The organism is Nostoc sp. T09, assembly GCF_002154695.1.
Taxonomy (GTDB): Bacteria; Cyanobacteriota; Cyanobacteriia; order Cyanobacteriales; family Nostocaceae; genus Aulosira.
Window position 1 is genome coordinate 1 of sequence record NZ_MTAV01000117.1, and the last position, 22,382, is coordinate 22,382.

General features: G+C 45.2%; 35 protein-coding genes. 32 read left to right on the forward strand and 3 right to left on the reverse strand.

What is annotated here, in order from left to right; translation table 11 throughout:
- Positions 1-62: 62 nt before the first annotated feature.
- On the reverse strand, positions 63-1,439 hold the full coding sequence (locus BV372_RS22495) for a DUF2330 domain-containing protein (protein WP_086688725.1): 1,377 nt from the start codon (positions 1,437-1,439) through the stop codon (positions 63-65).
- 34 nt (positions 1,440-1,473) lie between these two features.
- On the reverse strand, positions 1,474-2,328 hold the full coding sequence (locus tag BV372_RS22500; protein WP_086688726.1) for an RnfABCDGE type electron transport complex subunit D: 855 nt from the start codon (positions 2,326-2,328) through the stop codon (positions 1,474-1,476).
- A 195-nt stretch (positions 2,329-2,523) separates the two neighbouring features.
- Between BV372_RS22500 and BV372_RS22505 the strand changes: the two genes are divergently transcribed.
- Together BV372_RS22505 and BV372_RS22510 are read left to right on the forward strand one after the other, a co-directional pair.
- The gene (locus BV372_RS22505; RefSeq protein ID WP_086688727.1) at positions 2,524-3,201 is read left to right on the forward strand and encodes a tetratricopeptide repeat protein; all 678 of its coding nucleotides are present in this window, start codon (positions 2,524-2,526) and stop codon (positions 3,199-3,201) included.
- A 103-nt stretch (positions 3,202-3,304) separates the two neighbouring features.
- Positions 3,305-3,790 carry a GNAT family N-acetyltransferase gene (locus BV372_RS22510; RefSeq protein ID WP_256973403.1) on the forward strand — a complete coding sequence of 162 codons (486 nt, stop codon included), beginning with the start codon at positions 3,305-3,307 and terminating at the stop codon, positions 3,788-3,790.
- Positions 3,791-3,853: 63 nt separating this feature from the next.
- Here the strand turns inward: BV372_RS22510 and BV372_RS22515 are convergent, their stop codons facing one another.
- Positions 3,854-4,330 (reverse strand): NAD(P)H-quinone oxidoreductase subunit N, encoded by a 477-nt coding sequence (locus tag BV372_RS22515; protein ID WP_086688728.1) that lies wholly within the window; start codon positions 4,328-4,330, stop codon positions 3,854-3,856.
- A gap of 1,169 nt (positions 4,331-5,499) precedes the next feature.
- On the opposite strand from BV372_RS22515, the gene rplC reads away from it, so the two are divergent.
- From rplC to rpmE, 30 genes are all read left to right on the forward strand, one after another.
- On the forward strand, positions 5,500-6,135 hold the full coding sequence (gene rplC, locus BV372_RS22520) for a 50S ribosomal protein L3 (protein ID WP_086688729.1): 636 nt from the start codon (positions 5,500-5,502) through the stop codon (positions 6,133-6,135).
- 103 nt (positions 6,136-6,238) lie between these two features.
- A complete protein-coding gene (gene rplD, locus BV372_RS22525) occupies positions 6,239-6,871 on the forward strand; it encodes a 50S ribosomal protein L4 (RefSeq protein ID WP_086688730.1) in 633 nt (210 codons plus the stop codon).
- Complete coding sequence (locus BV372_RS22530) at positions 6,864-7,178, forward strand: 50S ribosomal protein L23 (RefSeq protein WP_086688731.1); 315 nt, start codon at positions 6,864-6,866, stop codon at positions 7,176-7,178. Before rplD ends, BV372_RS22530 begins: the two co-directional genes overlap by 8 nt.
- Before the next feature lie 7 nt (positions 7,179-7,185).
- The gene (gene rplB, locus BV372_RS22535; protein WP_086688732.1) at positions 7,186-8,049 is read left to right on the forward strand and encodes a 50S ribosomal protein L2; all 864 of its coding nucleotides are present in this window, start codon (positions 7,186-7,188) and stop codon (positions 8,047-8,049) included.
- 103 nt (positions 8,050-8,152) lie between these two features.
- Positions 8,153-8,431 carry a 30S ribosomal protein S19 gene (gene rpsS, locus BV372_RS22540; protein WP_086688733.1) on the forward strand — a complete coding sequence of 93 codons (279 nt, stop codon included), beginning with the start codon at positions 8,153-8,155 and terminating at the stop codon, positions 8,429-8,431.
- Positions 8,432-8,511: 80 nt separating this feature from the next.
- A complete protein-coding gene (gene rplV / locus BV372_RS22545) occupies positions 8,512-8,871 on the forward strand; it encodes a 50S ribosomal protein L22 (protein WP_086688734.1) in 360 nt (119 codons plus the stop codon).
- Positions 8,872-8,923: 52 nt separating this feature from the next.
- Positions 8,924-9,679, forward strand: coding sequence for a 30S ribosomal protein S3 (rpsC, locus tag BV372_RS22550; RefSeq protein WP_086688735.1), 756 nt, complete (start codon positions 8,924-8,926; stop codon positions 9,677-9,679).
- Between the two features lie 87 nt (positions 9,680-9,766).
- The gene (gene rplP, locus BV372_RS22555; RefSeq protein WP_086688736.1) at positions 9,767-10,192 is read left to right on the forward strand and encodes a 50S ribosomal protein L16; all 426 of its coding nucleotides are present in this window, start codon (positions 9,767-9,769) and stop codon (positions 10,190-10,192) included.
- A gap of 3 nt (positions 10,193-10,195) precedes the next feature.
- Positions 10,196-10,423 carry a 50S ribosomal protein L29 gene (gene rpmC, locus BV372_RS22560; RefSeq protein WP_086688737.1) on the forward strand — a complete coding sequence of 76 codons (228 nt, stop codon included), beginning with the start codon at positions 10,196-10,198 and terminating at the stop codon, positions 10,421-10,423.
- A gap of 6 nt (positions 10,424-10,429) precedes the next feature.
- Positions 10,430-10,681, forward strand: a complete 252-nt coding sequence (rpsQ, locus tag BV372_RS22565; RefSeq protein WP_086688738.1) for a 30S ribosomal protein S17 — start codon at positions 10,430-10,432, stop codon at positions 10,679-10,681.
- Between the two features lie 41 nt (positions 10,682-10,722).
- The gene (gene rplN / locus BV372_RS22570) at positions 10,723-11,091 is read left to right on the forward strand and encodes a 50S ribosomal protein L14 (protein WP_015129713.1); all 369 of its coding nucleotides are present in this window, start codon (positions 10,723-10,725) and stop codon (positions 11,089-11,091) included.
- The gene (gene rplX / locus BV372_RS22575; RefSeq protein ID WP_086688739.1) at positions 11,091-11,441 is read left to right on the forward strand and encodes a 50S ribosomal protein L24; all 351 of its coding nucleotides are present in this window, start codon (positions 11,091-11,093) and stop codon (positions 11,439-11,441) included. The genes rplN and rplX overlap by 1 nt, the downstream gene beginning before the upstream one ends.
- A gap of 109 nt (positions 11,442-11,550) precedes the next feature.
- A complete protein-coding gene (gene rplE, locus BV372_RS22580; RefSeq protein ID WP_086688740.1) occupies positions 11,551-12,099 on the forward strand; it encodes a 50S ribosomal protein L5 in 549 nt (182 codons plus the stop codon).
- 20 nt (positions 12,100-12,119) lie between these two features.
- Positions 12,120-12,521, forward strand: coding sequence for a 30S ribosomal protein S8 (gene rpsH, locus BV372_RS22585; RefSeq protein ID WP_086688741.1), 402 nt, complete (start codon positions 12,120-12,122; stop codon positions 12,519-12,521).
- 79 nt (positions 12,522-12,600) lie between these two features.
- Positions 12,601-13,149, forward strand: a complete 549-nt coding sequence (rplF, locus tag BV372_RS22590) for a 50S ribosomal protein L6 (protein WP_086688742.1) — start codon at positions 12,601-12,603, stop codon at positions 13,147-13,149.
- Between the two features lie 2 nt (positions 13,150-13,151).
- Positions 13,152-13,514 carry a 50S ribosomal protein L18 gene (gene rplR / locus BV372_RS22595; RefSeq protein WP_086688743.1) on the forward strand — a complete coding sequence of 121 codons (363 nt, stop codon included), beginning with the start codon at positions 13,152-13,154 and terminating at the stop codon, positions 13,512-13,514.
- Positions 13,515-13,600: 86 nt separating this feature from the next.
- Positions 13,601-14,128 (forward strand): 30S ribosomal protein S5, encoded by a 528-nt coding sequence (rpsE, locus tag BV372_RS22600; protein ID WP_086688744.1) that lies wholly within the window; start codon positions 13,601-13,603, stop codon positions 14,126-14,128.
- Between the two features lie 49 nt (positions 14,129-14,177).
- A complete protein-coding gene (gene rplO, locus BV372_RS22605; protein ID WP_086688745.1) occupies positions 14,178-14,624 on the forward strand; it encodes a 50S ribosomal protein L15 in 447 nt (148 codons plus the stop codon).
- Between the two features lie 70 nt (positions 14,625-14,694).
- Positions 14,695-16,008 (forward strand): preprotein translocase subunit SecY, encoded by a 1,314-nt coding sequence (gene secY, locus BV372_RS22610; RefSeq protein WP_086688746.1) that lies wholly within the window; start codon positions 14,695-14,697, stop codon positions 16,006-16,008.
- Positions 16,008-16,562 carry an adenylate kinase gene (locus BV372_RS22615; protein ID WP_086688747.1) on the forward strand — a complete coding sequence of 185 codons (555 nt, stop codon included), beginning with the start codon at positions 16,008-16,010 and terminating at the stop codon, positions 16,560-16,562. Before secY ends, BV372_RS22615 begins: the two co-directional genes overlap by 1 nt.
- Positions 16,563-16,788: 226 nt before the next feature.
- On the forward strand, positions 16,789-17,013 hold the full coding sequence (gene infA / locus BV372_RS22620) for a translation initiation factor IF-1 (protein ID WP_006276978.1): 225 nt from the start codon (positions 16,789-16,791) through the stop codon (positions 17,011-17,013).
- A 115-nt stretch (positions 17,014-17,128) separates the two neighbouring features.
- On the forward strand, positions 17,129-17,242 hold the full coding sequence (gene rpmJ, locus BV372_RS22625) for a 50S ribosomal protein L36 (RefSeq protein WP_015129703.1): 114 nt from the start codon (positions 17,129-17,131) through the stop codon (positions 17,240-17,242).
- A 115-nt stretch (positions 17,243-17,357) separates the two neighbouring features.
- A complete protein-coding gene (rpsM, locus tag BV372_RS22630) occupies positions 17,358-17,738 on the forward strand; it encodes a 30S ribosomal protein S13 (RefSeq protein WP_086688748.1) in 381 nt (126 codons plus the stop codon).
- Positions 17,739-17,792: 54 nt separating this feature from the next.
- Positions 17,793-18,188 (forward strand): 30S ribosomal protein S11, encoded by a 396-nt coding sequence (gene rpsK, locus BV372_RS22635; RefSeq protein WP_010998331.1) that lies wholly within the window; start codon positions 17,793-17,795, stop codon positions 18,186-18,188.
- Between the two features lie 348 nt (positions 18,189-18,536).
- A complete protein-coding gene (locus BV372_RS22640; RefSeq protein WP_086688749.1) occupies positions 18,537-19,484 on the forward strand; it encodes a DNA-directed RNA polymerase subunit alpha in 948 nt (315 codons plus the stop codon).
- A gap of 33 nt (positions 19,485-19,517) precedes the next feature.
- Positions 19,518-19,868 (forward strand): 50S ribosomal protein L17, encoded by a 351-nt coding sequence (rplQ, locus tag BV372_RS22645; protein WP_086688750.1) that lies wholly within the window; start codon positions 19,518-19,520, stop codon positions 19,866-19,868.
- 119 nt (positions 19,869-19,987) lie between these two features.
- Positions 19,988-20,869 carry a tRNA pseudouridine(38-40) synthase TruA gene (gene truA, locus BV372_RS22650; RefSeq protein WP_086688751.1) on the forward strand — a complete coding sequence of 294 codons (882 nt, stop codon included), beginning with the start codon at positions 19,988-19,990 and terminating at the stop codon, positions 20,867-20,869.
- A gap of 207 nt (positions 20,870-21,076) precedes the next feature.
- Entirely contained in the window at positions 21,077-21,532 is a 456-nt protein-coding gene (gene rplM / locus BV372_RS22655) for a 50S ribosomal protein L13 (protein WP_086688752.1), read from the forward strand.
- A complete protein-coding gene (gene rpsI / locus BV372_RS22660; RefSeq protein ID WP_086688753.1) occupies positions 21,532-21,951 on the forward strand; it encodes a 30S ribosomal protein S9 in 420 nt (139 codons plus the stop codon). The genes rplM and rpsI overlap by 1 nt, the downstream gene beginning before the upstream one ends.
- A 157-nt stretch (positions 21,952-22,108) precedes the next feature.
- The gene (gene rpmE, locus BV372_RS22665; RefSeq protein ID WP_045870350.1) at positions 22,109-22,348 is read left to right on the forward strand and encodes a 50S ribosomal protein L31; all 240 of its coding nucleotides are present in this window, start codon (positions 22,109-22,111) and stop codon (positions 22,346-22,348) included.
- The last annotated feature ends 34 nt before the right edge of the window (positions 22,349-22,382 follow it).

Consider the following 22,382-nt stretch of genomic DNA (forward strand, 5'->3'; position numbering starts at 1 on the left):
CGTTCCCTGTTCCCTGTTCCCTTGCCTTCACAGAAGAATTTTCTTAACTGAACCGTATTGATCTATAACCCCAGCCAAGAAAAGAAACTTTGCCACCAAGATGTTGTGATCTCACCAACAGTCAACTTCATCTTGCGGCGAATGTCTTGAATATTCCAGTTGGTTAGCTTGGCTAGAGTTTGTGCTTCTTGTTCAAAACGCTTAGGCAAGGACTGCTTATATTCTCGCCCAGCTGGACATTTGACTTCACCTAAAAATGGATGTTGTAAAATGTAGCGCCCCTGAAAAGATTCGCGATTGGAAGTGTCTTGGAACATCGGATCTTCGGGAAACTTGTTGCGGGTATAACGAATATGCAATCTACTGATGAAGACACTACTGCTATAAACAGGAGGACGGAAACTACGAGGCGCTGGAACACCATTGGCGGAATCACCATCCAACCAAAATACACCTGCTTGCTTGAGTTCCTCTTGAGATAAGGGTTCGGCAGAACAAGGATCGCAACTACTCATATCCCAGGCATATTCTAAGAAAGCCACTTTCCGATCTTCTTTATTGTAGGAAGTCTGGAACATGGACTTATAGAATTCGCCAAATTCATCTTTGACAAAAAGCGGAATGTTGGTATTGGAGGGAATTTTGACCGTTCGGTAGTTGGTAGTTTCTGCTTGCCCTTTTGGCGATAGGATGTAGACAATGACATCCTGCTCGCTAGCAGCGTTAATCATGCCTAAACGAATAGGCAGCATGAACTTGGGTGATTTATAGGAAATTTGTAGAGGACGAAGTAACTGATAGCCAGATTTCTCAAATTTATCTAGGTTGACTTTAGCAACAAAGAATTTCATAGAGGAGCGGACATAGGGTTTAAGTAACTCTTTTGCCCCTTTTGGAATTTTGTAGCCATTACGATTCAGCCAGGTTTCCAATCCTCCAGATTCTTTGGCACTGAGAATCACAATGTCATATTCGCCAACGTTAAAACGCGCCTCAACAGTCACACCCAAACTATCAGCACGCCCTCTCGTACCCCCTGCTTCATTTCTGGATGCTGGTGCAGGCGCTGCTTGAGGTTTGTCATATTCATAAAGTTGAGCACAGGGATCTGAGTCGAAATATTCTACCAATCGCGGTGCGCTAAAAGCATCTAAACGCTCGATAATCTTGGGTTCGGCAACATGAACTTGCTCCTTTTGCAGCACTGTGGGTACAGGTACAACGATCGCAAAATCTTTGACTTCGCCTTGAAAATCGTTAGCCATTGTCAGGACAGTGCGATCGCCATCCCGCGCAATCACCACCTGAGAAGCTTTGTTATACAGCTTGGTATCAGCTTTGGAGACATAAAATCCACAGAATGCCCATGCTGTAGGGGCAAAGCATAGCACAGCTATCAATGCCATCACTATTGGGATGAAGAATCTTAAAGGTTTCATTTTATTTCTCGATTGTTTTCAGTGTTTAAAACATTTACGGACTGGGCATTAGAGGCTGGGGACTTGATACTGGAGAAATTTCAGTAACACTAGTGTTCCCATCTTTTCTCAACCAGGAATATTCTGGGGCTGACCAGAAGGCATCGAACAGAAGAGTCAACGGCGCTAGGATAAACAGTGCCCAGAAAACTGCGCTGGAAATAAAGAAATAATTCCGCAGTATAAAAGTCAATATGGCAATGCAGACTGCCCAAATGATCCGCCCGATTCTGGCATTGGGAATTGACCGCGGATCGGTAACCATAAATAAGGCAAATAACAACAAAGATCCACTCATCAAACGATGCCAGTAAACATCCCAAGTCCAACCCAGCCAGAGATTACGAATCGCCTCTAGCACTGCGTAAGAACCCAAGAACGCGGCTGTAGTGTCCCAGCGACCAACTCGCTGCACAATCATGCCACCAGTCCCAACAAACAACAGCCCATACCACCAGTCTTCTCCCCACTGTCCTGGTGAAACCCAAGCATCAGAGGTAAGTAGTAAAGCAGTAATAATGCCAAAGTTTGCTGGATTGAAGAAATGCTTATTACCAACTTGGAAGAAAAATTTACTAGCGATCGCACTTGCTGCTGCTAAAACCATTGTTGTCCAATGATCGGCCCGCAACAGTAAGCTGAGTCCTAGTGAGGTAATTAGGGCACTGCGAATATTTAGCTTTTGTTCTTGGCTAATAATCGATGACAAAAACCATTGCGTTAATAGACAGGTTGCGATCGCCACCCCTATCAACTCTGGTCGCAGCGTCCAATCTCTTGTACCAATTCCCAAAACTAAGAATATGGAAAGAAAGAGAATTTGATAATCTCGGATATCATTAAGCAACATTACCCGTCTACTCAGGGATTACTCGGAGTTTTTACATCAATTTATACGGATAAATCCTGAAATACATCGTTGTTACAGTTTTTGTTACAAACTGAGTTGAATGTGAAAACGTTTGTAACAGATAAGACATTCAAAGCTAATTTTTGCTTCCTAACTACAATGATTAATAGAGGCAGATAGCGCTGGAGGAAAAATATGAAACCGATTCAGCAAGCATTCACCATCCTGGGAATAACGATGTTACTTGGTGTGATGTCTCCTACCATCTATGCTGAAGCTTCACCAAAACTAGAGAAATCGGTGGATGTTCAACAGCACTATAACCAAGGCGTACAAAAGCTAGCACAGGGTAACTTCAAGGGAGCTATTGCAGACTTTAACAAAGTGGTACGCTTAAACCCTGAATTTTATGAAGGTTTTTGTTTACGGGGTTTAGCAAGAACTCAATTAAAAGATTTTCAATCAGCGATCGCTGACTATAGTCAAGCACTACAACTTAATTCTAGGCACGCAGATGCTTACAATGGTCGCGGTATCTCCCATGTAGAATTGGGAAACTTTCAAAAAGCTATTGCTGATTTTAACCAGTCAGTAAACATAGATCCGCAATCACCAGACGGATACTACAACTTAGGACTCACCCACTTGAGAGATGGGAAGCATCAACAAGCCATATCTAACTTTACTCAGGCAATTAAAATCGACTCTACCTTAGCTGATGCTTACGGTAACAGAGGATTGGCACTATCTGTCTTAGGCGATCGCAAAAGTGCAGTTACAGACCTCCAGCAAGCTGCAAATTTATTTAAGCAGCAAGGAAACACACCTGGGTATCGAAAAACACAATTGCTTCTTCAACAAATTCAGCAGTAGGAACTGCAAAACTATTTTCTCCAAGACAACGATAGAAATAAAGCAAGTGATTCCGAGGAAAAGATAAAATAATCAGAGCGATCTGGCATTTTTTAGCCTATTTGTGCCTTTAGAGTTTATGTTAATCCGCACCGCTACACCAGCCGACGTACCTCAAGTTTTACCGATGGTTGCTAAGATTTGTGCTTTGCATGATTCTTGGGATTCTGCCAAATATGGTTTTCTTCCCTATCCAGAACAGCGTTATGAAAAATGGTTGGGGCGGTTGGCAAATAATGAGCGAAGCGTATTTTTGGTAACTGAAGATGAAGATGACTTGGTAGCGTTTTTAGTAGCGACAGTTGAACGCGAAATCCCAATTTATCGGTTACAAGAATTTGCCTTTATTCATGATATTTGGGTTGAGCCAGAATATCGCCAACAAGGAGTAGCACGACAGATGGTAATGCTGGCTATTGAACGCTTTGATGACATAGGAATCAAGCAAATCAGGCTAGATACCGCAGCTATTAACGAAGCGGCGCGGCGGTTATTTGCATCATGTGGTTTTCGCATCAGCACGGTAGAAATGCTGATGGAGTTGAATTAATGGTTATCAAAAGTCAAAAGCCAAGAGTCAAAAGACTAATGACTAATGACTAATGGCCAAGAACTAACTAGCTAAAAGTGTTTTTTCTAGAGGAGTCCAACGGAAGGCGCGATCGCCACCCCTCTCAATTACTACTTTCACTTTTGGTTCCAAACGAGGTAAAGCGGTTAAGAAATCGATTTCCTGATTGGAAAGAATATGCCCCTCAATAATCCACAACACCAATCCTTTGGACTTTGGCGGTAACTGTTCGAGGTGAGAACCGATCGTAGGTGGTAAATAATACACATAACCCACTGCCGCACCCGTACCAGTACTTTTTTTACCTAAATGAGGCGGTCTGACTCCATGAACTCCTGTGAGATAGGCAGCCAAATCTCCCAGCCCCTTAGCGGTAATGTGGAGGGTGACGTAGCCAGTTGCACGCAGTCGACGTTGATACCGACCTTCATAACCTCCTTCTGGAGGTACATAAACACCAAGAGAGCCAACTTTTTCTAGTTCGCGAATAAAAGCGTTGCCAGTGGTAAGTAGTGCCATAGATATTCTTTCTATCTCACTTAGATATCTCTATTATTTACTGCGAACCCTAAATTCGGTTCAACAATTAACTTATGATCCATATTAGGCTGAGGCACCACCGCTGCAATTTGCGGATTTTGGCGTAAGTTGATCGGAACATAACATCAACCAGAGACAAATCGCGCTGCGATCGCTTGAAGTTTAAGTTAGGACTAGAGAATAAATGACAGTGATTGTCTGGCGATCGCTAGCCAAAGAGATTTCTTCCCTTCAGTCTCTTGGATAATGCTTTGATTATCAATAAGCCTTGTATGTTGCCAGAGTTCTCTTCCAAGTGGAAATTATGTAGTGGTGGCGATCGCTTGTCCTGCCTATCTTCCTAGTTTCTAGTTCATCCACTAGAAATACTTGGCGGTAACTCGATCAAATTTTATAGACAAATCTAAATAAATCATTTATATTGTTAGATTGTGACCAAATACGCAAATTAAGTTGCCCTCTTATTGGCATTCTGAGCTAGTGTGAGCATCAAGAGTTAATGACTTGATTCCAAATTTGGAGAAAGCTAGCAAAAGAGCGATCGGAGACTGGTACACTGAAAAAGCTTTCAGGTCAAATATAGAACTTATGGCTGGAAAATTAAAGCCAACCCTAAGTTCCAGACTACATTCACTCCTGTAGTCCTGAAAAAGTAGGCAAAACCTTGAACAATAGTTTAAGGTAATTTAGTCGGAGTAGAAACTGAGCAGTAATGTTGGTTTGATGGCATTACGTCAGTCTTAGTTAAAGGATACTGAGTGGCATGAAGCTGCTTAAGTCCCACTACAACACGGCTGTCGCTGAGCGTCGGGAAATCCGCTGTTAGCGCCTGCCTCCAGAAAGTGCCTAAGCAATCGCTTGGATGAAAGCATTGCTGCACAAAGCGCAAAGCTCTAAAGCCTTGCCTTGATTCCAGAAGCTATTCCTTCCCAAAACGAAGGTGCTGATGGCTGTTCTGGTGAATAAGTGAGTGAAAGTAAACGGATTCACCAAACAGTAAGGACATAGTTTTTTGTGTCCCGGAGGAGTTAGAGTGCCAATGCATCTCTAAATTTCAGAGGCTCGTCTAACCTCAACCGGTATATAAAAAGCCTGTCTTTTAGAGTCCGATTCCAAGGTTAGCAAGTAGATAAGGAGAACCAGTTACTGTGTCTGTAGGTATTCTCGGCACCAAGCTGGGCATGACCCAAATATTTGACGATGCAGGAGTAGCAATTCCTGTCACCGTCATCCAAGCGGGACCATGCACTGTTACCCAAGTTAAAACGAAACAGACCGACGGTTACGCCGCGATTCAAGTTGGTTTTGGCGAAGTCAAACCTAAAGCGTTAAACAAACCGCTCTTAGGCCACTTAGCAAAATCATCTGCCCCAGCGTTACGTCACCTGAGCGAGTATCACACAGATACTTCCAGCGATTATGCTTTAGGTCAAGAAATTAAAGCAGATATTTTTAGTGCAGGTCAAATTGTAGATGTAATCGGTACAAGTATCGGTCGCGGTTTTGCGGGCAACCAAAAGCGCAACAACTTTGGTCGCGGACCCATGTCACATGGTTCTAAAAACCATAGAGCACCAGGTTCTATTGGTGCTGGTACTACCCCTGGTCGTGTTTATCCTGGAAAACGGATGGCAGGACGTTTGGGCGGTAGCCGCGTCACAATCCGCAAGTTGACTGTAGTACGAGTCGATGCAGAGCGCAATTTGCTGCTAATCAAAGGAGCCATTCCTGGCAAACCGGGTGCGCTGGTGAGTATCGTACCTGCCAAGCTAGTTGGTAAGTAGTCAAGAGTCATTAGTTGTGAGTCATTAGTCATTAGTCATTGGCTAAGGACAAGTGACAAAGGACAAGTGACCAAGGACAAATGACACAGGACAAGTGACAAAGATGGTTGAGAGTATAGTTAAAAATTGGCAAGGAGAACAAGTCGGAGAGACTTCGTTTGAGTTGCGGGTTGCCAAAGAAGAAACAGCAGCTCATATTGTGCATAGAGCCTTGGTTAGACAACAGACTAATGCTCGTCAAGGAACTGCCAGTACAAAAACCCGTTCCGAAGTCAGAGGTGGTGGTCGCAAACCCTGGCGGCAAAAAGGTACAGGTCGCGCTCGTGCAGGGTCAATTCGTTCACCTCTGTGGCGTGGTGGTGGTGTAATCTTTGGACCAAAACCCAGAGATTATGATTTAAAGATGAACCGCAAAGAGCGGCGCTTAGCACTGCGAACAGCTTTTGTGGGTCGTGTTGACGATTTGATTGTAGTAGAAGAATTTAGCGAACAGCTATCCCGCCCCAAGACTAAAGAATTAGTCGCAGCACTAGCTCGTTGGGGAGCTGCGCCTGAAAATAAGACACTGTTAATTTTGTCTGAAATTGCGGATAACATTCATTTGTCAGCCCGCAATATAGAAAATTTAAAGGTAATTGCTGCAAATCAGTTAAATGTTTTCGATTTGCTGCACGCTGACAAGATTGTAGTTACAGCATCAGCCATAGCAAAAATTCAGGAGGTCTACAGTGCCTAACTTCGACCCCCGCAACTTAGCTGACTTAATTCGTCGCCCAATTGTTACCGAAAAAGCGACAATTTTGATGGAGTTAAACAAATATACTTTTGAAGTAACTCCAAAGGCAACCAAACCAGAAATTAAAGCCGCGATCGAAGACTTATTTCAGGTAAAGGTTGTCAAAGTCAATACTTTGAACCCACCCCGGAAAAAACGCCGTGTGGGCAAATTTATTGGTTACAAGCCCCAATACAAGAAAGCGATTGTTACCATCGCACCTGGGGATGTAGAAAAGGTTAGACAAGTTCTATTCCCAGAGGTATAAAACAAAAATGGGTACTCGTTCTTATCGCCCCTATACCCCTAGTACTCGCCAAGTTACAATCTCTGACTTTGCGGAAATCACTAAAACTGAGCCAGAAAAATCCTTAACCAAGAACGTACATCGTCCCAAAGGCCGTAACAATCAAGGCCGGATTACCAGCCGTCGCCGGGGTGGCGGACATAAACAGCTTTACCGCATCATCGACTTTAAGAGAGACAAACGGAACATTGCTGCTACAGTCACAGCAATTGAGTACGATCCAAATCGGAATGCGAGAATTGCCCTGGTTGTGTATGAAGATGGGGAGAAACGCTACATTCTCCAGCCCAATGGCTTAAAAGTTGGGACAAGAATCATTGCTGGACCGGAATCTCCGATCGAAGATGGCAATGCTTTACCCCTAGCGAATATTCCCTTGGGTACTGGTGTTCATAATGTAGAAATGACTCCTGGCAAGGGTGGTCAAATCGTGCGTTCTGCTGGAGCTACCGCACAAGTTGTAGCTAAAGAAGGTAATTACGTTACCCTGAAACTGCCTTCCGGCGAAGTTCGCTTAATTCGCCGCGAATGCTATGCCACTATTGGCCAAGTAGGTAACACTGACGCCAGAAACTTAAGTGCAGGTAAAGCTGGACGAAATCGCTGGAAGGGACGCCGTCCCAAGGTTAGAGGTAGTGTGATGAACCCCGTTGACCATCCCCACGGTGGTGGTGAAGGTAGAGCACCAATCGGGAGACCAGGACCAGTTACTCCTTGGGGTAAACCGACTTTGGGTGCAAAGACACGCAAGCCCAAGAAAGCTAGCAGTAAATTAATTGTGCGCCGTCGTCGTAAGTCTTCTAAACGCGGTCGCGGTGGTCGTGAATCTTAACTAGTTGTGAGTAGTGAGTAAAGAGTGCTGAGTAGAATTGTCAAACTCAACACTTAACACTCAAAACTTAAAACTTAAAACTCAGAACTCAGAACTTAAAAATATGGGTCGTTCTCTAAAAAAAGGTCCTTTCGTTGCCGATCACTTGCTCAGCAAAATTGAAAAGCTGAACGCCAGAAACGAAAAACAAGTTATTAAAACTTGGTCGAGAGCATCGACAATTTTACCCTTAATGGTAGGTCACACCATAGCTGTCCACAACGGACGCCAACACGTCCCCGTTTTTGTGAATGAGCAGATGGTAGGACATAAGTTGGGAGAATTTGCCCCCACACGTACCTACAGGGGGCATGGAAAAAGCGACAAAAAATCAGGTAGGTAGTCATGAGTCATCAGTCATTAGTCATTAGCTAAAGACAAATGACAACTGACCAATGACAAATGACAAAAACGGAGAAAATTATGGCTACTGATACTACTGAAGTCAAAGCGATCGCTCGTTTTATCCGCATTTCTCCCTATAAAGTGCGTCGTGTACTCGATCAAATTCGGGGAAGGTCGTACCGAGAAGCGCTGATTATCCTAGAATTCATGCCTTATAGAGCTTGTGAACCAGTTTTAAAGGTTCTAAGAAGTGCTGCTGCCAATGCCGAGCATAATGCTGGTCTAGACCGTGCACAGCTAGTGATTACCCAGGCATATGCCGATCAAGGCCCAGTACTCAAACGGTTCCAACCCAGAGCGCAGGGTAGAGCTTACCAAATTCGCAAGCCGACGTGTCATATCACTGTAGCTGTAGCTGCTGGCGCTGCTGCTGAATAATTACAAGACACGAAAAAATTGCGTAAAGTAAGAAATTTTAGAGGAAGCATTTGTGGGACAAAAGATTCATCCAGTTGGTTTTCGGCTGGGTATTACACAAGAACATCAATCTCGCTGGTTTGCTGTTCCTGACAGATATCCAGAGCTTCTCCAAGAAGACCACAAACTCCGTAAATATATAGAACAAAAGCTCGGAAGACTGGCTCAAAACAACGCTGGCATCTCAGAGGTGCGGATTGAGCGCAAAGCTGACCAAATCGACTTAGAAGTACGTACAGCTAGACCTGGCGTAGTAGTAGGCCGTGGTGGGCAAGGGATCGAATCCTTACGTACTGGACTCCAAGAACTGTTGGGTAGCAATCGCCAAATTCGCATTAATGTAGTTGAAGTGCAACGAGTTGATGCTGATGCCTACTTAATTGCGGAATACATTGCTCAACAATTGGAACGCCGGGTCTCTTTCCGACGAGTGGTACGCCAAGCGATTCAACGTGCTCAACGTGCTGGTGTTCAAGGCATTAAAGTCCAAGTTAGCGGTCGGCTAAACGGTGCGGAAATTGCCCGAACAGAATGGACTCGTGAAGGGAGAGTACCTCTACATACCTTAAGGGCTGACATTGACTACTCTTACTGTACAGCCAAAACGGTTTATGGAATTCTGGGCATCAAAGTATGGGTATTCAAGGGAGAAATCATCCCAGGACAGGAAGAAACTCCAGCCCCACCCACAACCCGTGAGCGCGAACCTCGTCGCCGTCAACAACAGCGTCGACGCCAACAATTTGAAGACAGATCAAATGAAGGGTAAACCGTTATTGGTCATGAGTCATAAGTCATTAGTAAATGGCAAATGACAAATGACAGATGACAAATGACAAATGACAAGTGACAAATCATGTTAAGTCCTAGAAGAACTAAATTCCGCAAACAACAACGCGGACGGATGGAGGGTTTAGCCCACCGTGGCAGTACCCTTAACTTTGGTGATTTTGCACTCCAAGCTCAAGAGCCTGCGTGGATTACCTCCCGGCAAATTGAAGCTTCTCGCCGAGCTATGACTCGTTATATTCGTCGGGGTGGACAAATCTGGATTCGGATTTTCCCTGATAAACCCGTAACCATGCGTCCTGCTGAAACCCGGATGGGTTCCGGTAAGGGTTCGCCGGAGTTTTGGGTAGCGGTAGTTAAGCCTGGGCGAATTTTGTTTGAAATCGCTGGTGTTTCCGAAGAAACTGCCCGCGAAGCTATGCGCTTGGCTGCATATAAGCTGCCAATTAAAACCAAATTTATTGTGCGCCCTCAACCACAGGAGCAGGAGTAGGTTATGCCTCTTCCCAAGATTTCAGAAGCTAGAGAATTAACTGACGAGAAACTGGCTGAGGAAATTATTGCTGTTAAAAGACAACTATTTCAGTTGCGCTTGCAAAAAGCAACCAGACAATTAGACAAGCCCCATCAGTTTAAACACGCCCGACATCGCCTAGCGCAATTGCTAACGGTAGAGGGTGAACGCCAACGGGCAGCAACTCAACCGGCTCAAGAAGAAAAGTAGGAGATTATGGCAGTCAAAGAACGAGTTGGCTTGGTGGTGAGCGACAAAATGCAAAAAACGGTGGTAGTAGCTGTGGAAAACCGCGCTCCCCATCCCAAGTACGGCAAGATTGTAGTTCAAACCCGGCGCTATAAAGTTCATGATGAAGACAATCAGTGCAAAGTCGGCGATCGCGTTCGCATTCAGGAAACTAGACCCCTGAGTAAAACTAAGCGCTGGCAAGTCACAGAAATTCTCAACGCCAAAGCTACAACTTAATAGTTGTTATAAAACTAACAACTTAACAAGGGAGACAAATTGTGATTCAACCCCAGACTTACCTGAATGTCGCAGATAATAGTGGTGCCCGGAAGCTAATGTGCATCCGCGTATTAGGTGCTGGCAACCGCCGTTATGGTGGCGTGGGTGATAAAATTATTGCCGTTGTCAAAGATGCCCAACCCAACATGGCTGTAAAAAAGTCTGATGTTGTAGAGGCAGTAATTGTTCGCACTCGTAAAAGTATAAATCGAGATAGCGGCATGAGTATTCGTTTTGACGATAACGCTGCGGTGATCATCAACAAAGATGGTAATCCCAGAGGCACACGGGTATTTGGCCCAGTCGCACGGGAACTGCGCGATAAAAACTTCACCAAAATTGTTTCTCTGGCTCCGGAGGTGCTGTAATGACAAAACAGCCACAACCCAAGGTCTTTCATAAAATGCACGTCAAAACTGGCGACACTGTGCAAGTGATTGCTGGTAAGGACAAAGGAAAAGTTGGTGAAGTGATCCAGGCACTGCCACAACTAAGTAAAGTTATTGTCAAAGGCGTCAATATTAAAACTAAGCACGTGAAGCCCCAGCAAGAAGGGGAATCAGGAAGAATAGTTACACAAGAATTCCCGATTCATAGCTCCAACGTGATGCTTTACTCCACTAAGCAAAACGTCGCCAGTCGCGTATGCTACACCTTCACCGCTGAAGGTAAAAAAGTGCGGAAGCTGAAGAAAACCGGCGAGATCCTGGATAAATAGTCATCGACCAAGGGACGATTTTAGATGAGATTTTAAATTCAATCTAAAATCCAAAATCTAAAATTCAAGATTCCCTGACCAAGCCCAGGGATAAACAGGACAAGAAATTATGGCGACAACAAGACTCAAAAGCTTATACAAAGAGACAATCGTCCCCAAACTGATCAATCAGTTTCAATACACCAACGTTCATCAAGTGCCGAAGTTGGTCAAAATTACTGTTAACAGAGGTTTGGGAGAAGCGGCATCCAATGCTAAAGCACTGGACGCGTCTCTAAACGAAATTGCCACAATCACTGGTCAAAAACCAGTTGTAACAAGGGCTAAAAAGGCGATCGCCGGCTTTAAAATTCGTCAAGGTATGCCTGTTGGGATCATGGTGACCCTGAGAGGCGAACGAATGTATGCCTTTCTCGACCGACTAGTTAGCTTGTCCTTGCCTAGAATTCGAGACTTTCGCGGCGTTAGCCCTAAAAGCTTTGACGGTCGCGGTAACTACACTTTGGGTGTTAGAGAACAGCTAATTTTTCCAGAAGTCGAGTACGACAGCATCGATCAAATCCGTGGTTTAGATATTTCCATCATTACCACAGCGAAAAATGACGAAGAGGGCCGCGCCCTACTCAAAGAATTGGGAATGCCTTTTCGCGATCAATAAGTTCATCTAAAGAGGGAACGATGGCGGCTAACGACACAATTGCAGATATGCTGACGCGCATCCGCAATGCCAACTTGGCGAGGCATCAAACTACACTAGTGCCCGCAACAAAACTCACCCGTAGTATTGCCAAAGTGCTACGAGAAGAAGGCTTTATTGCTGAATTTGAAGAATCAGGAGAAGGGATAAAGCGCAATTTGGTGGTTTCCTTGAAATACAAGGGTAAAAATCGTCAGCCTCTAATAACTGCCCTCAAGCGGGTCAGTAAACCAGGTTTGCGCGTTTACTCGAATAGAAAAGACTTACCCAGAGTACTGGGTGGTATCGGCATTGCCATTATTTCAACATCCAGTGGGATCATGACTGACCGCGAAGCGCGTCGTCAGAATCTGGGTGGGGAAGTACTGTGCTATGTCTGGTAGTCATTAGTCATTAGTCATTTGTCATTAGTTAAAGACAAAGGATAAAAGACAAAGGGCAAATAACAAAGGACAAAAAGTCATGTCTCGTATTGGTAAACGTCCAATTACTATTCCTGCCAAAGTGCAAGTGGCGATAGATGGCACAAAAGTTGTCGTCAAAGGGCCCAAAGGCGAACTTTCTCGCGATCTGCCTGTGAATGTTACCGTCTCTCAAGAAGGCGAAACATTATTAGTAGCCCGTCGAGATGAAACCCGTACATCTAAACAATTGCACGGTTTGAGCCGCACTTTAGTGGCCAACATGGTTGAGGGCGTGTCTCAAGGTTTTCAGCGCCGTTTAGAAATTCAAGGTGTTGGTTACCGGGCACAAGTTCAAGGTCGTAACCTAGTTTTAAATATGGGTTATAGCCATCAAGTACAAATTGCTCCACCAGATGGGATTCAGTTTGCAGTGGAAGGTACAACTAATGTCATAGTCAGTGGCTATGACAAAGAAGTGGTAGGCAACACAGCAGCAAAAATTCGTGCCGTTCGTCCCCCAGAACCTTATAAAGGCAAGGGTATTCGCTACGCCGGTGAGGTGGTCAGACGTAAAGCTGGTAAGACTGGTAAGAGTGGTAAGAAGTAAAAATGAAACTTACTCGTAGAGAATCAAAAACGCGTCGCCATCGACGCATCCGTGGGAAAGTTCAAGGCTCTCCAGAACGCCCACGCCTAGCCATATTTCGCTCTAATGAGCATATTTACGCTCAAGTGATTGATGATACTCAACATCATACTTTGGTATCAGCCTCAACCGTAGAACCAGAGTTGAAATCGGGTTTAGCGTCAGGTGCTAACCGGGACGCATCAGTGCAAGTTGGCAAACTGATAGCAGCGCGATCGCTAGAAAAAGGCATCACCAAAGTAGTCTTTGATCGCGGTGGTAACCTATACCACGGGCGCATTCAAGCACTGGCTGATGCAGCACGTGAGGCTGGTTTAGATTTCTAAAGTCATTGGTCATTAGTCATTAGTTCAACAACAACTGACAACTGACAACTGACAACTGACAACTGACTAATAGAGAGCATTTGATTATGGCAACTGGTCGTCGTAAAGCAAACCGCGCAAAAAAAGAAGAAACTAACTGGCAAGAACGGGTCATTCAGATTCGACGGGTGAGCAAGGTCGTCAAAGGAGGTAAAAAACTCAGCTTCCGAGCGATCGTGGTCGTCGGTAATGAACGCGGTCAAGTTGGTGTAGGAGTAGGCAAAGCTTCAGATGTAATTGGTGCGGTCAAAAAGGGCGTAGCTGATGGTAAAAAGCATCTGATTGACATCCCCATTACCAAATCCAATTCCATCCCCCATCCCATTGATGGTGTTGGTGGCGGCGCTAAGGTGATTATGCGACCGGCCGCACCTGGTACTGGAGTAATTGCTGGTGGTGCTGTTCGGACTGTACTGGAATTAGCAGGAGTTCGTAACGTTTTAGCAAAGCAACTCGGCTCCAACAATCCACTCAATAATGCTAGAGCCGCAGTCAACGCTTTATCAACACTGCGTACCTTGTCTGAAGTCGCTGAAGATCGGGGTGTTCCTCTTGAAAATCTCTACATGGTTTAGTAGAGCCAATTTTGCCTCCTCGTTTGTGTAAAAAATTACTATTTACATCATGAGACTCAATGATGCTAAGCCTCAAAAAGGCTCAAAAAAACGCCGTAAGCGTGTAGGTAGAGGTATTTCAGCCGGACAAGGTGCAAGCGCCGGTTTAGGGATGCGGGGTCAAAAATCCCGTTCTGGTAGTGGTACCCGGCCAGGGTTTGAAGGTGGTCAACAGCCATTGTACCGCCGCCTACCTAAGTTGAAGGGTTTTCCGATAGTTAATCGGAAAATTTACACTACGATTAATGTAGATAAGCTAGCTTCTCTCCCTGCCAATACTGAAGTAACTTTGGAGTCCTTAAAAGCAGCAGGTATTCTTACTGCTGTCAAAGGTCCATTGAAAATTTTGGGTAACGGGGAATTGAACGTTCCGCTTACAGTAAAAGCGGCGGCTTTCACGGGTCAAGCTCGTAGCAAAATTGAGGCGGCTGGAGGAAGTTGTCAAGTCCCAGAGTGAGCCAGAATAGCGCACTTAAATGCTAGCCAACTCGCTTCCAGCGCCTGGTTCACGATAAAGGTAGCACTCTATGATCAGTCGAGACAAAGCCCCAACGGCTCAAGAAACTTTTATGCAGATGGCTCAAGCAGCTGGACTCAGAGGTAGGCTGCTTGTCACTGTCGGTATTTTAATTTTGGTTCGCCTGGGCATTTTCCTGCCTGTACCAGGTATTGATAGAGCTAGGTTTCACGAAGCTATATCGGGAAATAATTCCATCTTCGGCTTATTGGATATATTCTCCGGACGAGGACTTTCGACTTTGGGAGTCTTTGCCTTGGGTATTTTGCCCTTCATTAATGCGTCCATTATTATCCAATTGCTCACTGCGGCTATACCATCTTTAGAAAACTTACAGAAAAACGAAGGTGAAGCGGGGCGGCGAAAAATTTCGCAAATTACACGCTATGTCACTGTAGGTTGGGCAATTATTCAAAGTACGGCTTTTTCGGCTCTATTCCTTCAGCAATTTGCCTTACAGCCAAGCCCCTTATTTGTAGCTGAAACGGCGATCGCGCTTACTGCTGGTTCGATGTTCGTTATGTGGGCATCCGAACTAATTACCGAACGCGGTATTGGCAATGGAGCATCATTGTTGATTTTCGTCAACATTGTGGCATCACTACCAAAATCTTTGGGTGATACCATCGATTTGGTTCAAGTAGGCGGTCGAGAGATAGTGGGTCGCGTCATTGTTTTAGTAGTAGTTTTTCTGGCAACAATTGTTGGTATTGTATTTGTTCAAGAAGGAATTCGTCGCATCCCAATTATTTCGGCACGTCGTCAAGTGGGCCGACGAGTTTTGGCTGAGCAACGTAGCTACCTACCTCTGCGACTCAACTCTGGTGGCGTCATGCCAATTATTTTTGCGGCAGCCATTCTGAGTTTGCCACTACTAATTGCAAATTTCACCAAAAATCCGGACTTGGCAAATATAGTTAACACTTATCTCAGTCCCGGTGGGTCTCAGGCTTGGGCCTATGCCTTGGTCTACTTAATTTCTATTGTTTTCTTTAGCTATTTCTATTCTTCGTTAATTGTTAACCCAGTAGATGTAGCGCAGAACTTGAAGAAGATGGGTTCGAGTATTCCTGGAATTCGTCCAGGTAAGGCGACTAGTGAGTACATCGAACGAGTGATCAACCGACTGACTTTTTTAGGTGCAATATTTTTGGGCTTTGTTGCGATTATCCCGACAGCTGTGGAAAGTGCTTTAGGAGTACCAACCTTTAAGGGATTAGGTGCTACATCTTTGTTAATTTTGGTTGGTGTAGCTATTGACACAGCTAAGCAAGTCCAAACCTACGTCATATCTCAGCGCTATGAAGGAATGGTGAAACAATAGTGACGCGATTAATCTTCTTGGGACCACCTGGAGCTGGTAAAGGAACGCAATCTCAAAAATTGGCTGAACACTTGCATATTCCCCATATTTCTACGGGTGATATCTTGCGGCAAGCCATGAAAGACCAAACGCCTTTGGGGATTAAAGCTCAAGGTTATGTTGATAGCGGCGAGCTAGTGCCTGACCAGCTAGTACAGGAACTGGTACAGGAGCGACTAGGTCAACCGGATGCAAAATCTGGGTGGATTCTAGATGGCTTTCCGCGCAAAGTAACGCAAGCTGCGTTTTTGGCACAATTACTAGAAACAATACATCAGGGTGGTGAAAAGGTAGTAAACCTGGATGTGCCAGATGATATTGTCGTAGCACGGTTATTGGCACGGGGCAGAAAAGATGACAGCGAAGACGTGATTCGTCGTCGTCTAGAAGTTTACCGCTCAGAAACTGCACCCTTGATTGATTATTATGGCGATCGCCAAAAACTTCTCACAGTCAATGGCAATCAGTCCCAAGAAGAAGTCACTACGGAACTGCAAAAGGTAATAGCGTCTTAATTAAGGCAAATAAGGGTTAGCAGGGAGAAATCCCAATTTCACATTTCTCCCATAGCCCCAATTTCAGATCCCAAATAAAATTCACTGCTGTTTCTGTCGGTAGGGCAGATGGCAATTTTAGCTAAGATATATTAAGAAACGGTTGATATATTTCGTAAAGTATGTTCTCTTGCAGGTGAAGGTACGGCAACAGAACAGGAGATTATTGAGTTGAGGAAACGATAAATTGTCTAAGCAAGATTTGATTGAAATGGAAGGCACGGTCACCGAGTCATTGCCCAATGCGATGTTTCGCGTTGACTTGGATAATGGCTTTAATGTCCTAGCACACATTTCTGGCAAAATCCGCCGCAATTACATTAAGATTTTACCTGGCGATCGCGTCAAAGTGGAGTTAACTCCCTACGACTTGACAAAGGGCAGAATCACCTATCGACTGCGCAAAAAGTAAGGTTATGTAGAGAATATTACCATAAAATCACCTCTTGGGGTGTTCCCTAGTCATTTAACTGACTAATTTCCTTAAAAATGCTATAATTCACTATTTGGAGTTAATTACAAAAGGCATGAAAGTCCGAGCCTCAGTCAAGAAGATTTGCGAAAAGTGTAACGTGATCAAACGCCGTGGTCGCGTCATGGTGATTTGTGTTAACCCTAAGCATAAGCAACGTCAAGGCTAGCACTCTGATTATCACCACCAGACAAATGCGAGACAAAGACGCTAGACAAAGCCCAAAATGCGATTAATCGCATTTTTATAACAGCAATTGCGAGAACAAGAGGGAGAAATTCATTGTGGCACGTATTGCCGGAGTAGACCTTCCACGCGATAAGCGTGTTGAAATTGGTCTCACCTATATCTACGGAATTGGTTTATCTAGGTCGCAAGAAATTTTAGCGACTACAGGTGTTAACCCAGACACCCGCGTTAAAGAACTCAGTGATGCTGATGTTGCTGCCCTGCGAGGAGAAATAGAAAGTAACTATCAAGTCGAAGGGGACTTGCGCCGCTGGGAAGCGATGAACATCAAACGCCTAATTGACATAGGTACTTATAGAGGGCGTCGTCATCGCATGGGTTTACCAGTCAGAGGACAAAGAACTCGCACGAATGCCAGAACCCGTCGTGGTAGAAGGCAGACTGTGGCTGGGAAAAAGAAAGCACCAGGCAAGTAATATGTCTATACTTGCTCATCAGAGCAAGGTTTACCTTAAATTCACTACACAACTATGGCGCGACAACCAACAAAAAAATCCGGGAGCAAAAAGCAGAAACGGAACGTACCCAACGGTATGGCTTACATCCAGTCTACTTTCAACAATAGCATTGTCACCATTACCGATCAAAACGGAGATGTAATCTCTTGGGCCAGCGCTGGTTCCAGCGGTTTTAAAGGTGCCAAAAAGGGAACTCCCTTTGCAGCACAAACCGCTGCTGAAAGTGCTGCCCGTCGAGCCATCGATCAAGGAATGCGCCAAATTGAGGTAATGGTGAGTGGTCCAGGTGCAGGTAGAGAAACTGCCATTCGGGCACTCCAAGGAGCCGGACTGGAAATTACACTGATTCGGGACATTACTCCGATTCCTCACAATGGTTGCCGTCCACCTAAGCGCCGTCGAGTTTAAACCCAACCTGTGGGGCAGTCAAAGCGAGAAGTTCTAGCACCTGAAAGTCACCTGTAAAGCCTGCTTGAACCTTGAGCGCGAAAACTGTGTTGCAACATAAAGGCTTTTGAACTTCGGACGGATTGGGTGATTAGAAGACCATCAGCGTTCCTCCCCAAAAGAGGTTCGCCCAACTTTGGAAAACCCAGAATTAATTATTAGCGCTCGCGAGCGGAATCAGAGTATCAAATACCAACATTCTTAGTTGGCTGATTGATACAACTCAATTAAGCTTCAGGGCAAAAACTAACTTTTAGGAGGCAATTGGTTTGCCTACTAGCAGCACCTTAAAACGAGGGAGGCAACTCCGTGGCGCAGTTTCAAATTGAATGTGTAGAGTCGAATACTGAGGAAAGTCGAAGCCATTACAGTAAATTTGTCCTAGAGCCTCTAGAACGCGGTCAAGGAACGACAGTTGGCAACGCCTTAAGGCGCGTTTTACTGTCTAATCTAGAGGGAACGGCAGTTACAGCAGTGCGGATTGCAGGCGTTTCACACGAGTTTGCTACAGTTCCAGGTGTGCGGGAAGACGTGCTGGAAATCTTAATGAGAATGAAAGAAGTTATTCTCAAAAGCTACTCCTCTCAACCCCAAATTGGGCGGTTACTCGTTAACGGTCCGACAACAGTTACTGCGGCACATTTTGATTTACCTAGTGAAGTAGAAATAATTGATCCGACCCAGTATGTAGCCACCTTAGCTGAAGGCGGCAAGCTGGAAATGGAATTTCGGATTGAGAAAGGTAAAGGTTATCGCACTGTGGAGCGAGGACGCGAAGAAGCCACATCTTTGGACTTTCTGCAAATCGACTCGGTGTTTATGCCAGTACGGAAAGTCAACTATAGTGTCGAGGAAGCGCGTGGAGATGGCTCGATCACCAAAGACCGACTACTGTTGGAAGTTTGGACAAATGGTAGTCTCTCTCCCCAAGAAGCCCTATCATCTGCCGCTGGAATTCTGGTAGATCTATTTAATCCCTTAAAAGATATCTCACTGGAACCTACCGATACAGGTTCAGATATTCCAGACGACCCAACCGCTCAAATTCCGATCGAAGAGTTGCAGCTTTCAGTACGGGCGTATAACTGTCTCAAGCGAGCACAAGTTAACTCTGTAGCAGACTTGTTGGATTATACCCAAGAAGACCTGTTAGAAATTAAAAACTTTGGTCAGAAGTCAGCGGAAGAGGTAGTTGAAGCTTTACAGCGACGCTTAGGTATTACCCTGCCTCAAGAAAGAAGCTCTAAACACAGCTAAATCAAAACCGTTAGTAATTGATAGTGCATTATTATGCGTCACCGTTGTCGGGTCAAAAAACTTGGTAAACCAGCAGACCAGCGTCGTGCTTTGTTGCGCGCGCTAACCACTGAGCTAGTTCGTCATGGACGGATTACTACTACTTTAATCCGAGCTAAAGTACTGCGAACTGAAGTAGATAAAATGATTACCTTAGCCAAAGACGGCTCCTTAGCAGCACGCAGGGCGGCTCTAGGCTACATCTATGACAAACAACTAGTTCATGCTCTATTTGAGCAAGCTCCTACTCGGTATGCTAACCGTCAGGGGGGTTATACCCGCATCCTGCATACAGTGCCTCGTCGTGGCGATAATGCTGAGATGGCCATTATTGAACTAGTTTAAGTCATTCGTCCGTCATTCGTCATTCGTCAAGAATTTTGAACAAATGACAAAGCGCAAAGTCGGAGCGCCGGTTTCCAGCGATCAGAACTTTGTAAGAGAGGACAAAAGACAAAATCTGTATGTTAGAAAGCCACCAGCCTAAAGTAACTCACAGAGTGGCCCTAGTAATCCAATACTTGGGCACTCATTTTCATGGCTGGCAACGGCAAAAACAGCAGCGTACAGTTCAAGAAGAGATAGAAACAGCGATCGCCAAGATTCTTGGGTATCACGTGACACTACATGGTGCAGGCAGAACTGATGCTGGAGTTCATGCCGCAGCGCAAGTAGCTCATTTTGAAGCCACAGGTTTAATTCCATCTCACAAGTGGGCAGCCATCCTAAATAGCTATTTGCCCAATGATATATTGATCAGGGCTTCAGCAGGTGTAGGTAATCGTTGGCACGCTCGCTTTAGTGCAGCCTATCGACGGTATCGCTACACGATATACACTGAAGATCAACCGAACTTGTTCGTCAGACCCTTCAGTTGGCATTATTATTATGCACCCCTAGATGAATCCTTAATTAAGGCTGCCCTAAAACCCTTGCTGGGAAAGCATCATCTTGCTGCTTTTCATCGTGCAGGATCAAAGCGATCGCATTCTTGGGTAGAAGTACAAGCAGCAGAGTGCCATCGCAGTGGGTCATTACTTCATATTGAAATCCAAGCAGATGGATTTTTGTATGGTATGGTCCGGCTGTTAGTAGGGATGCTGGTACAAGTAGGCTCTGGACAGATCACCCTAGCTAACTTTACTGAACTGTGGAAAGCAGAACGCCGGGAAGAAGTGAAATATGCCGCTCCTCCTCAAGGCTTGTGCTTGTTGCGAGTCGGCTATCCAGATTTCCCCTTTTCCCCAGATGTTTGGTATGAGAATCTGCCAAAATTCGTTTTTAGTCAAGAGTCAAGAGTTAAAAGTCAACAGGCAATAGGCACAAGTCTAATGACTAATGACTAATGACTAATGACTAATGACAAAGCGCAAAGTCGAGCCAGTCGTGTGGTGAGGCAGTCCGCTCTTGGGGGTTCCCCAGGAGGAACTGCCGAAAGGGTCTCCCGACTTGAACGAACTGGCGTTGAGCGGAGGAAACCTCCGTACACCGAAGGGCTTGCCGCAGGCATCAGAACTTTGTAAGAGACAAAAATGACAAAGGACAAATGACAAATGACTAAAACATACCTTCCTCCTCAAGAGTCTCTTGAGCGTGAGTGGTACATAGTAGATGCTACAGACCAACGCCTCGGTCGCCTCGCCACTGAAATCGCTATGATCCTCAGAGGTAAAAAGAAAGCCGAGTATACTCCCCACCTTGACACAGGTGATTTTGTGATTGTCATCAATGCCGAGAAGATAGCAGTCACAGGCAAAAAACGTACCCAAAAGCTCTACCGTCGCCATTCAGGTCGTCCTGGTGGGATGAAGACAGAAACCTTCGCCAAGTTGCAACAGCGTCTACCAGAAAGAATAGTAGAACAAGCTATCAAAGGCATGTTACCTAAAAATAGCCTGGGTAGGCAGTTGTTCACCAAGCTGAAAGTTTATGCGGGACCAACTCATCCCCATGCAGCGCAAAAACCCAAAGAATTAAAAGTTAATACAATTCCTGGAGCAGAAAGTTAATGGTAGCAGTAGCAGAAACTACTAGCGGTCGTGCCGTCTACTGGGGTACTGGCCGTCGTAAGTCCGCAGTAGCCAGAGTACGCTTGATTCCCGGTAGCGGTCAACTGACCGTGAATGGTAAAGATGGAAACTTGTACTTTCAATTCAACGCCAACTACCTGGGCGTGATCAGAGGACCTCTAGAAACTCTGGGATTAGAGAACGAATATGACATTTTGGTGAAAGCTGAAGGTGGTGGCTTGACTGGACAGGCTGATTCTATTCGCCTGGGAGTTGCTCGTGCCTTGTGTCAACTAGACCCAGATAACCGTTCACCTTTAAAAACAGAAGGCTACCTAACTCGTGACCCACGAGCCAAAGAGCGGAAAAAATACGGTTTGCACAAAGCTCGGAAAGCACCTCAGTACTCAAAACGATAGGAGGGCATTGGGGAGCCAGTGCGTTGGGCGGCTTCCGCTTTGTTTGCAACTGGCGTCATTGGGTATTGGGTATTTCCCTTTGTCTTTCTTGTGCTAAACCCCAGTCCCAGACTCCATCTGAAGTTATAATTGATATAGATTCACCACAAAAGGAACAATGGCTAAACCTGAAATTCATCCCAAGTGGTATCCAGATGCTAAAGTTTACTGCAACGGTCAAGTTGTCATGACTGTTGGCTCTACCAAGCCAGAACTGCACGTAGATGTTTGGTCTGGAAACCATCCATTTTACACCGGCACCCAGAAGATTATCGATACTGAGGGTCGAGTAGAGCGCTTCCTTCGCAAGTACGGTATGAGCAGCACTCAAACCTCAGGCGACACAGACAAAAAGTAGCGGGTTGGCTCTGCTGTTAACGACGACCCTGCAA

Coding starts and splice junctions, on each gene's coding strand:
- BV372_RS22515 (WP_086688728.1), bottom strand. CDS start 4,330: ATGGCACTACTTACCACTGGCAACGCTTTTATTCGCGAACTAGAAAAA.
- rplV (WP_086688734.1), top strand. CDS start 8,512: ATGGCTACTGATACTACTGAAGTCAAAGCGATCGCTCGTTTTATCCGC.
- BV372_RS22500 (WP_086688726.1), bottom strand. CDS start 2,328: ATGTTGCTTAATGATATCCGAGATTATCAAATTCTCTTTCTTTCCATA.
- rplM (WP_086688752.1), top strand. CDS start 21,077: ATGACTAAAACATACCTTCCTCCTCAAGAGTCTCTTGAGCGTGAGTGG.
- rpsH (WP_086688741.1), top strand. CDS start 12,120: ATGGCGGCTAACGACACAATTGCAGATATGCTGACGCGCATCCGCAAT.
- rpsE (WP_086688744.1), top strand. CDS start 13,601: ATGGCAACTGGTCGTCGTAAAGCAAACCGCGCAAAAAAAGAAGAAACT.
- rpmJ (WP_015129703.1), top strand. CDS start 17,129: ATGAAAGTCCGAGCCTCAGTCAAGAAGATTTGCGAAAAGTGTAACGTG.
- BV372_RS22495 (WP_086688725.1), bottom strand. CDS start 1,439: ATGAAACCTTTAAGATTCTTCATCCCAATAGTGATGGCATTGATAGCT.
- secY (WP_086688746.1), top strand. CDS start 14,695: ATGATCAGTCGAGACAAAGCCCCAACGGCTCAAGAAACTTTTATGCAG.
- rplP (WP_086688736.1), top strand. CDS start 9,767: ATGTTAAGTCCTAGAAGAACTAAATTCCGCAAACAACAACGCGGACGG.
- BV372_RS22505 (WP_086688727.1), top strand. CDS start 2,524: ATGAAACCGATTCAGCAAGCATTCACCATCCTGGGAATAACGATGTTA.
- rplO (WP_086688745.1), top strand. CDS start 14,178: ATGAGACTCAATGATGCTAAGCCTCAAAAAGGCTCAAAAAAACGCCGT.
- rpsQ (WP_086688738.1), top strand. CDS start 10,430: ATGGCAGTCAAAGAACGAGTTGGCTTGGTGGTGAGCGACAAAATGCAA.
- rplE (WP_086688740.1), top strand. CDS start 11,551: ATGGCGACAACAAGACTCAAAAGCTTATACAAAGAGACAATCGTCCCC.
- rplQ (WP_086688750.1), top strand. CDS start 19,518: ATGCGTCACCGTTGTCGGGTCAAAAAACTTGGTAAACCAGCAGACCAG.
- rplR (WP_086688743.1), top strand. CDS start 13,152: ATGAAACTTACTCGTAGAGAATCAAAAACGCGTCGCCATCGACGCATC.
- truA (WP_086688751.1), top strand. CDS start 19,988: ATGTTAGAAAGCCACCAGCCTAAAGTAACTCACAGAGTGGCCCTAGTA.
- rplD (WP_086688730.1), top strand. CDS start 6,239: ATGGTTGAGAGTATAGTTAAAAATTGGCAAGGAGAACAAGTCGGAGAG.
- rpsI (WP_086688753.1), top strand. CDS start 21,532: ATGGTAGCAGTAGCAGAAACTACTAGCGGTCGTGCCGTCTACTGGGGT.
- rpmC (WP_086688737.1), top strand. CDS start 10,196: ATGCCTCTTCCCAAGATTTCAGAAGCTAGAGAATTAACTGACGAGAAA.
- rplF (WP_086688742.1), top strand. CDS start 12,601: ATGTCTCGTATTGGTAAACGTCCAATTACTATTCCTGCCAAAGTGCAA.
- rpmE (WP_045870350.1), top strand. CDS start 22,109: ATGGCTAAACCTGAAATTCATCCCAAGTGGTATCCAGATGCTAAAGTT.
- rpsS (WP_086688733.1), top strand. CDS start 8,153: ATGGGTCGTTCTCTAAAAAAAGGTCCTTTCGTTGCCGATCACTTGCTC.
- rplB (WP_086688732.1), top strand. CDS start 7,186: ATGGGTACTCGTTCTTATCGCCCCTATACCCCTAGTACTCGCCAAGTT.
- rplX (WP_086688739.1), top strand. CDS start 11,091: ATGACAAAACAGCCACAACCCAAGGTCTTTCATAAAATGCACGTCAAA.
- rpsK (WP_010998331.1), top strand. CDS start 17,793: ATGGCGCGACAACCAACAAAAAAATCCGGGAGCAAAAAGCAGAAACGG.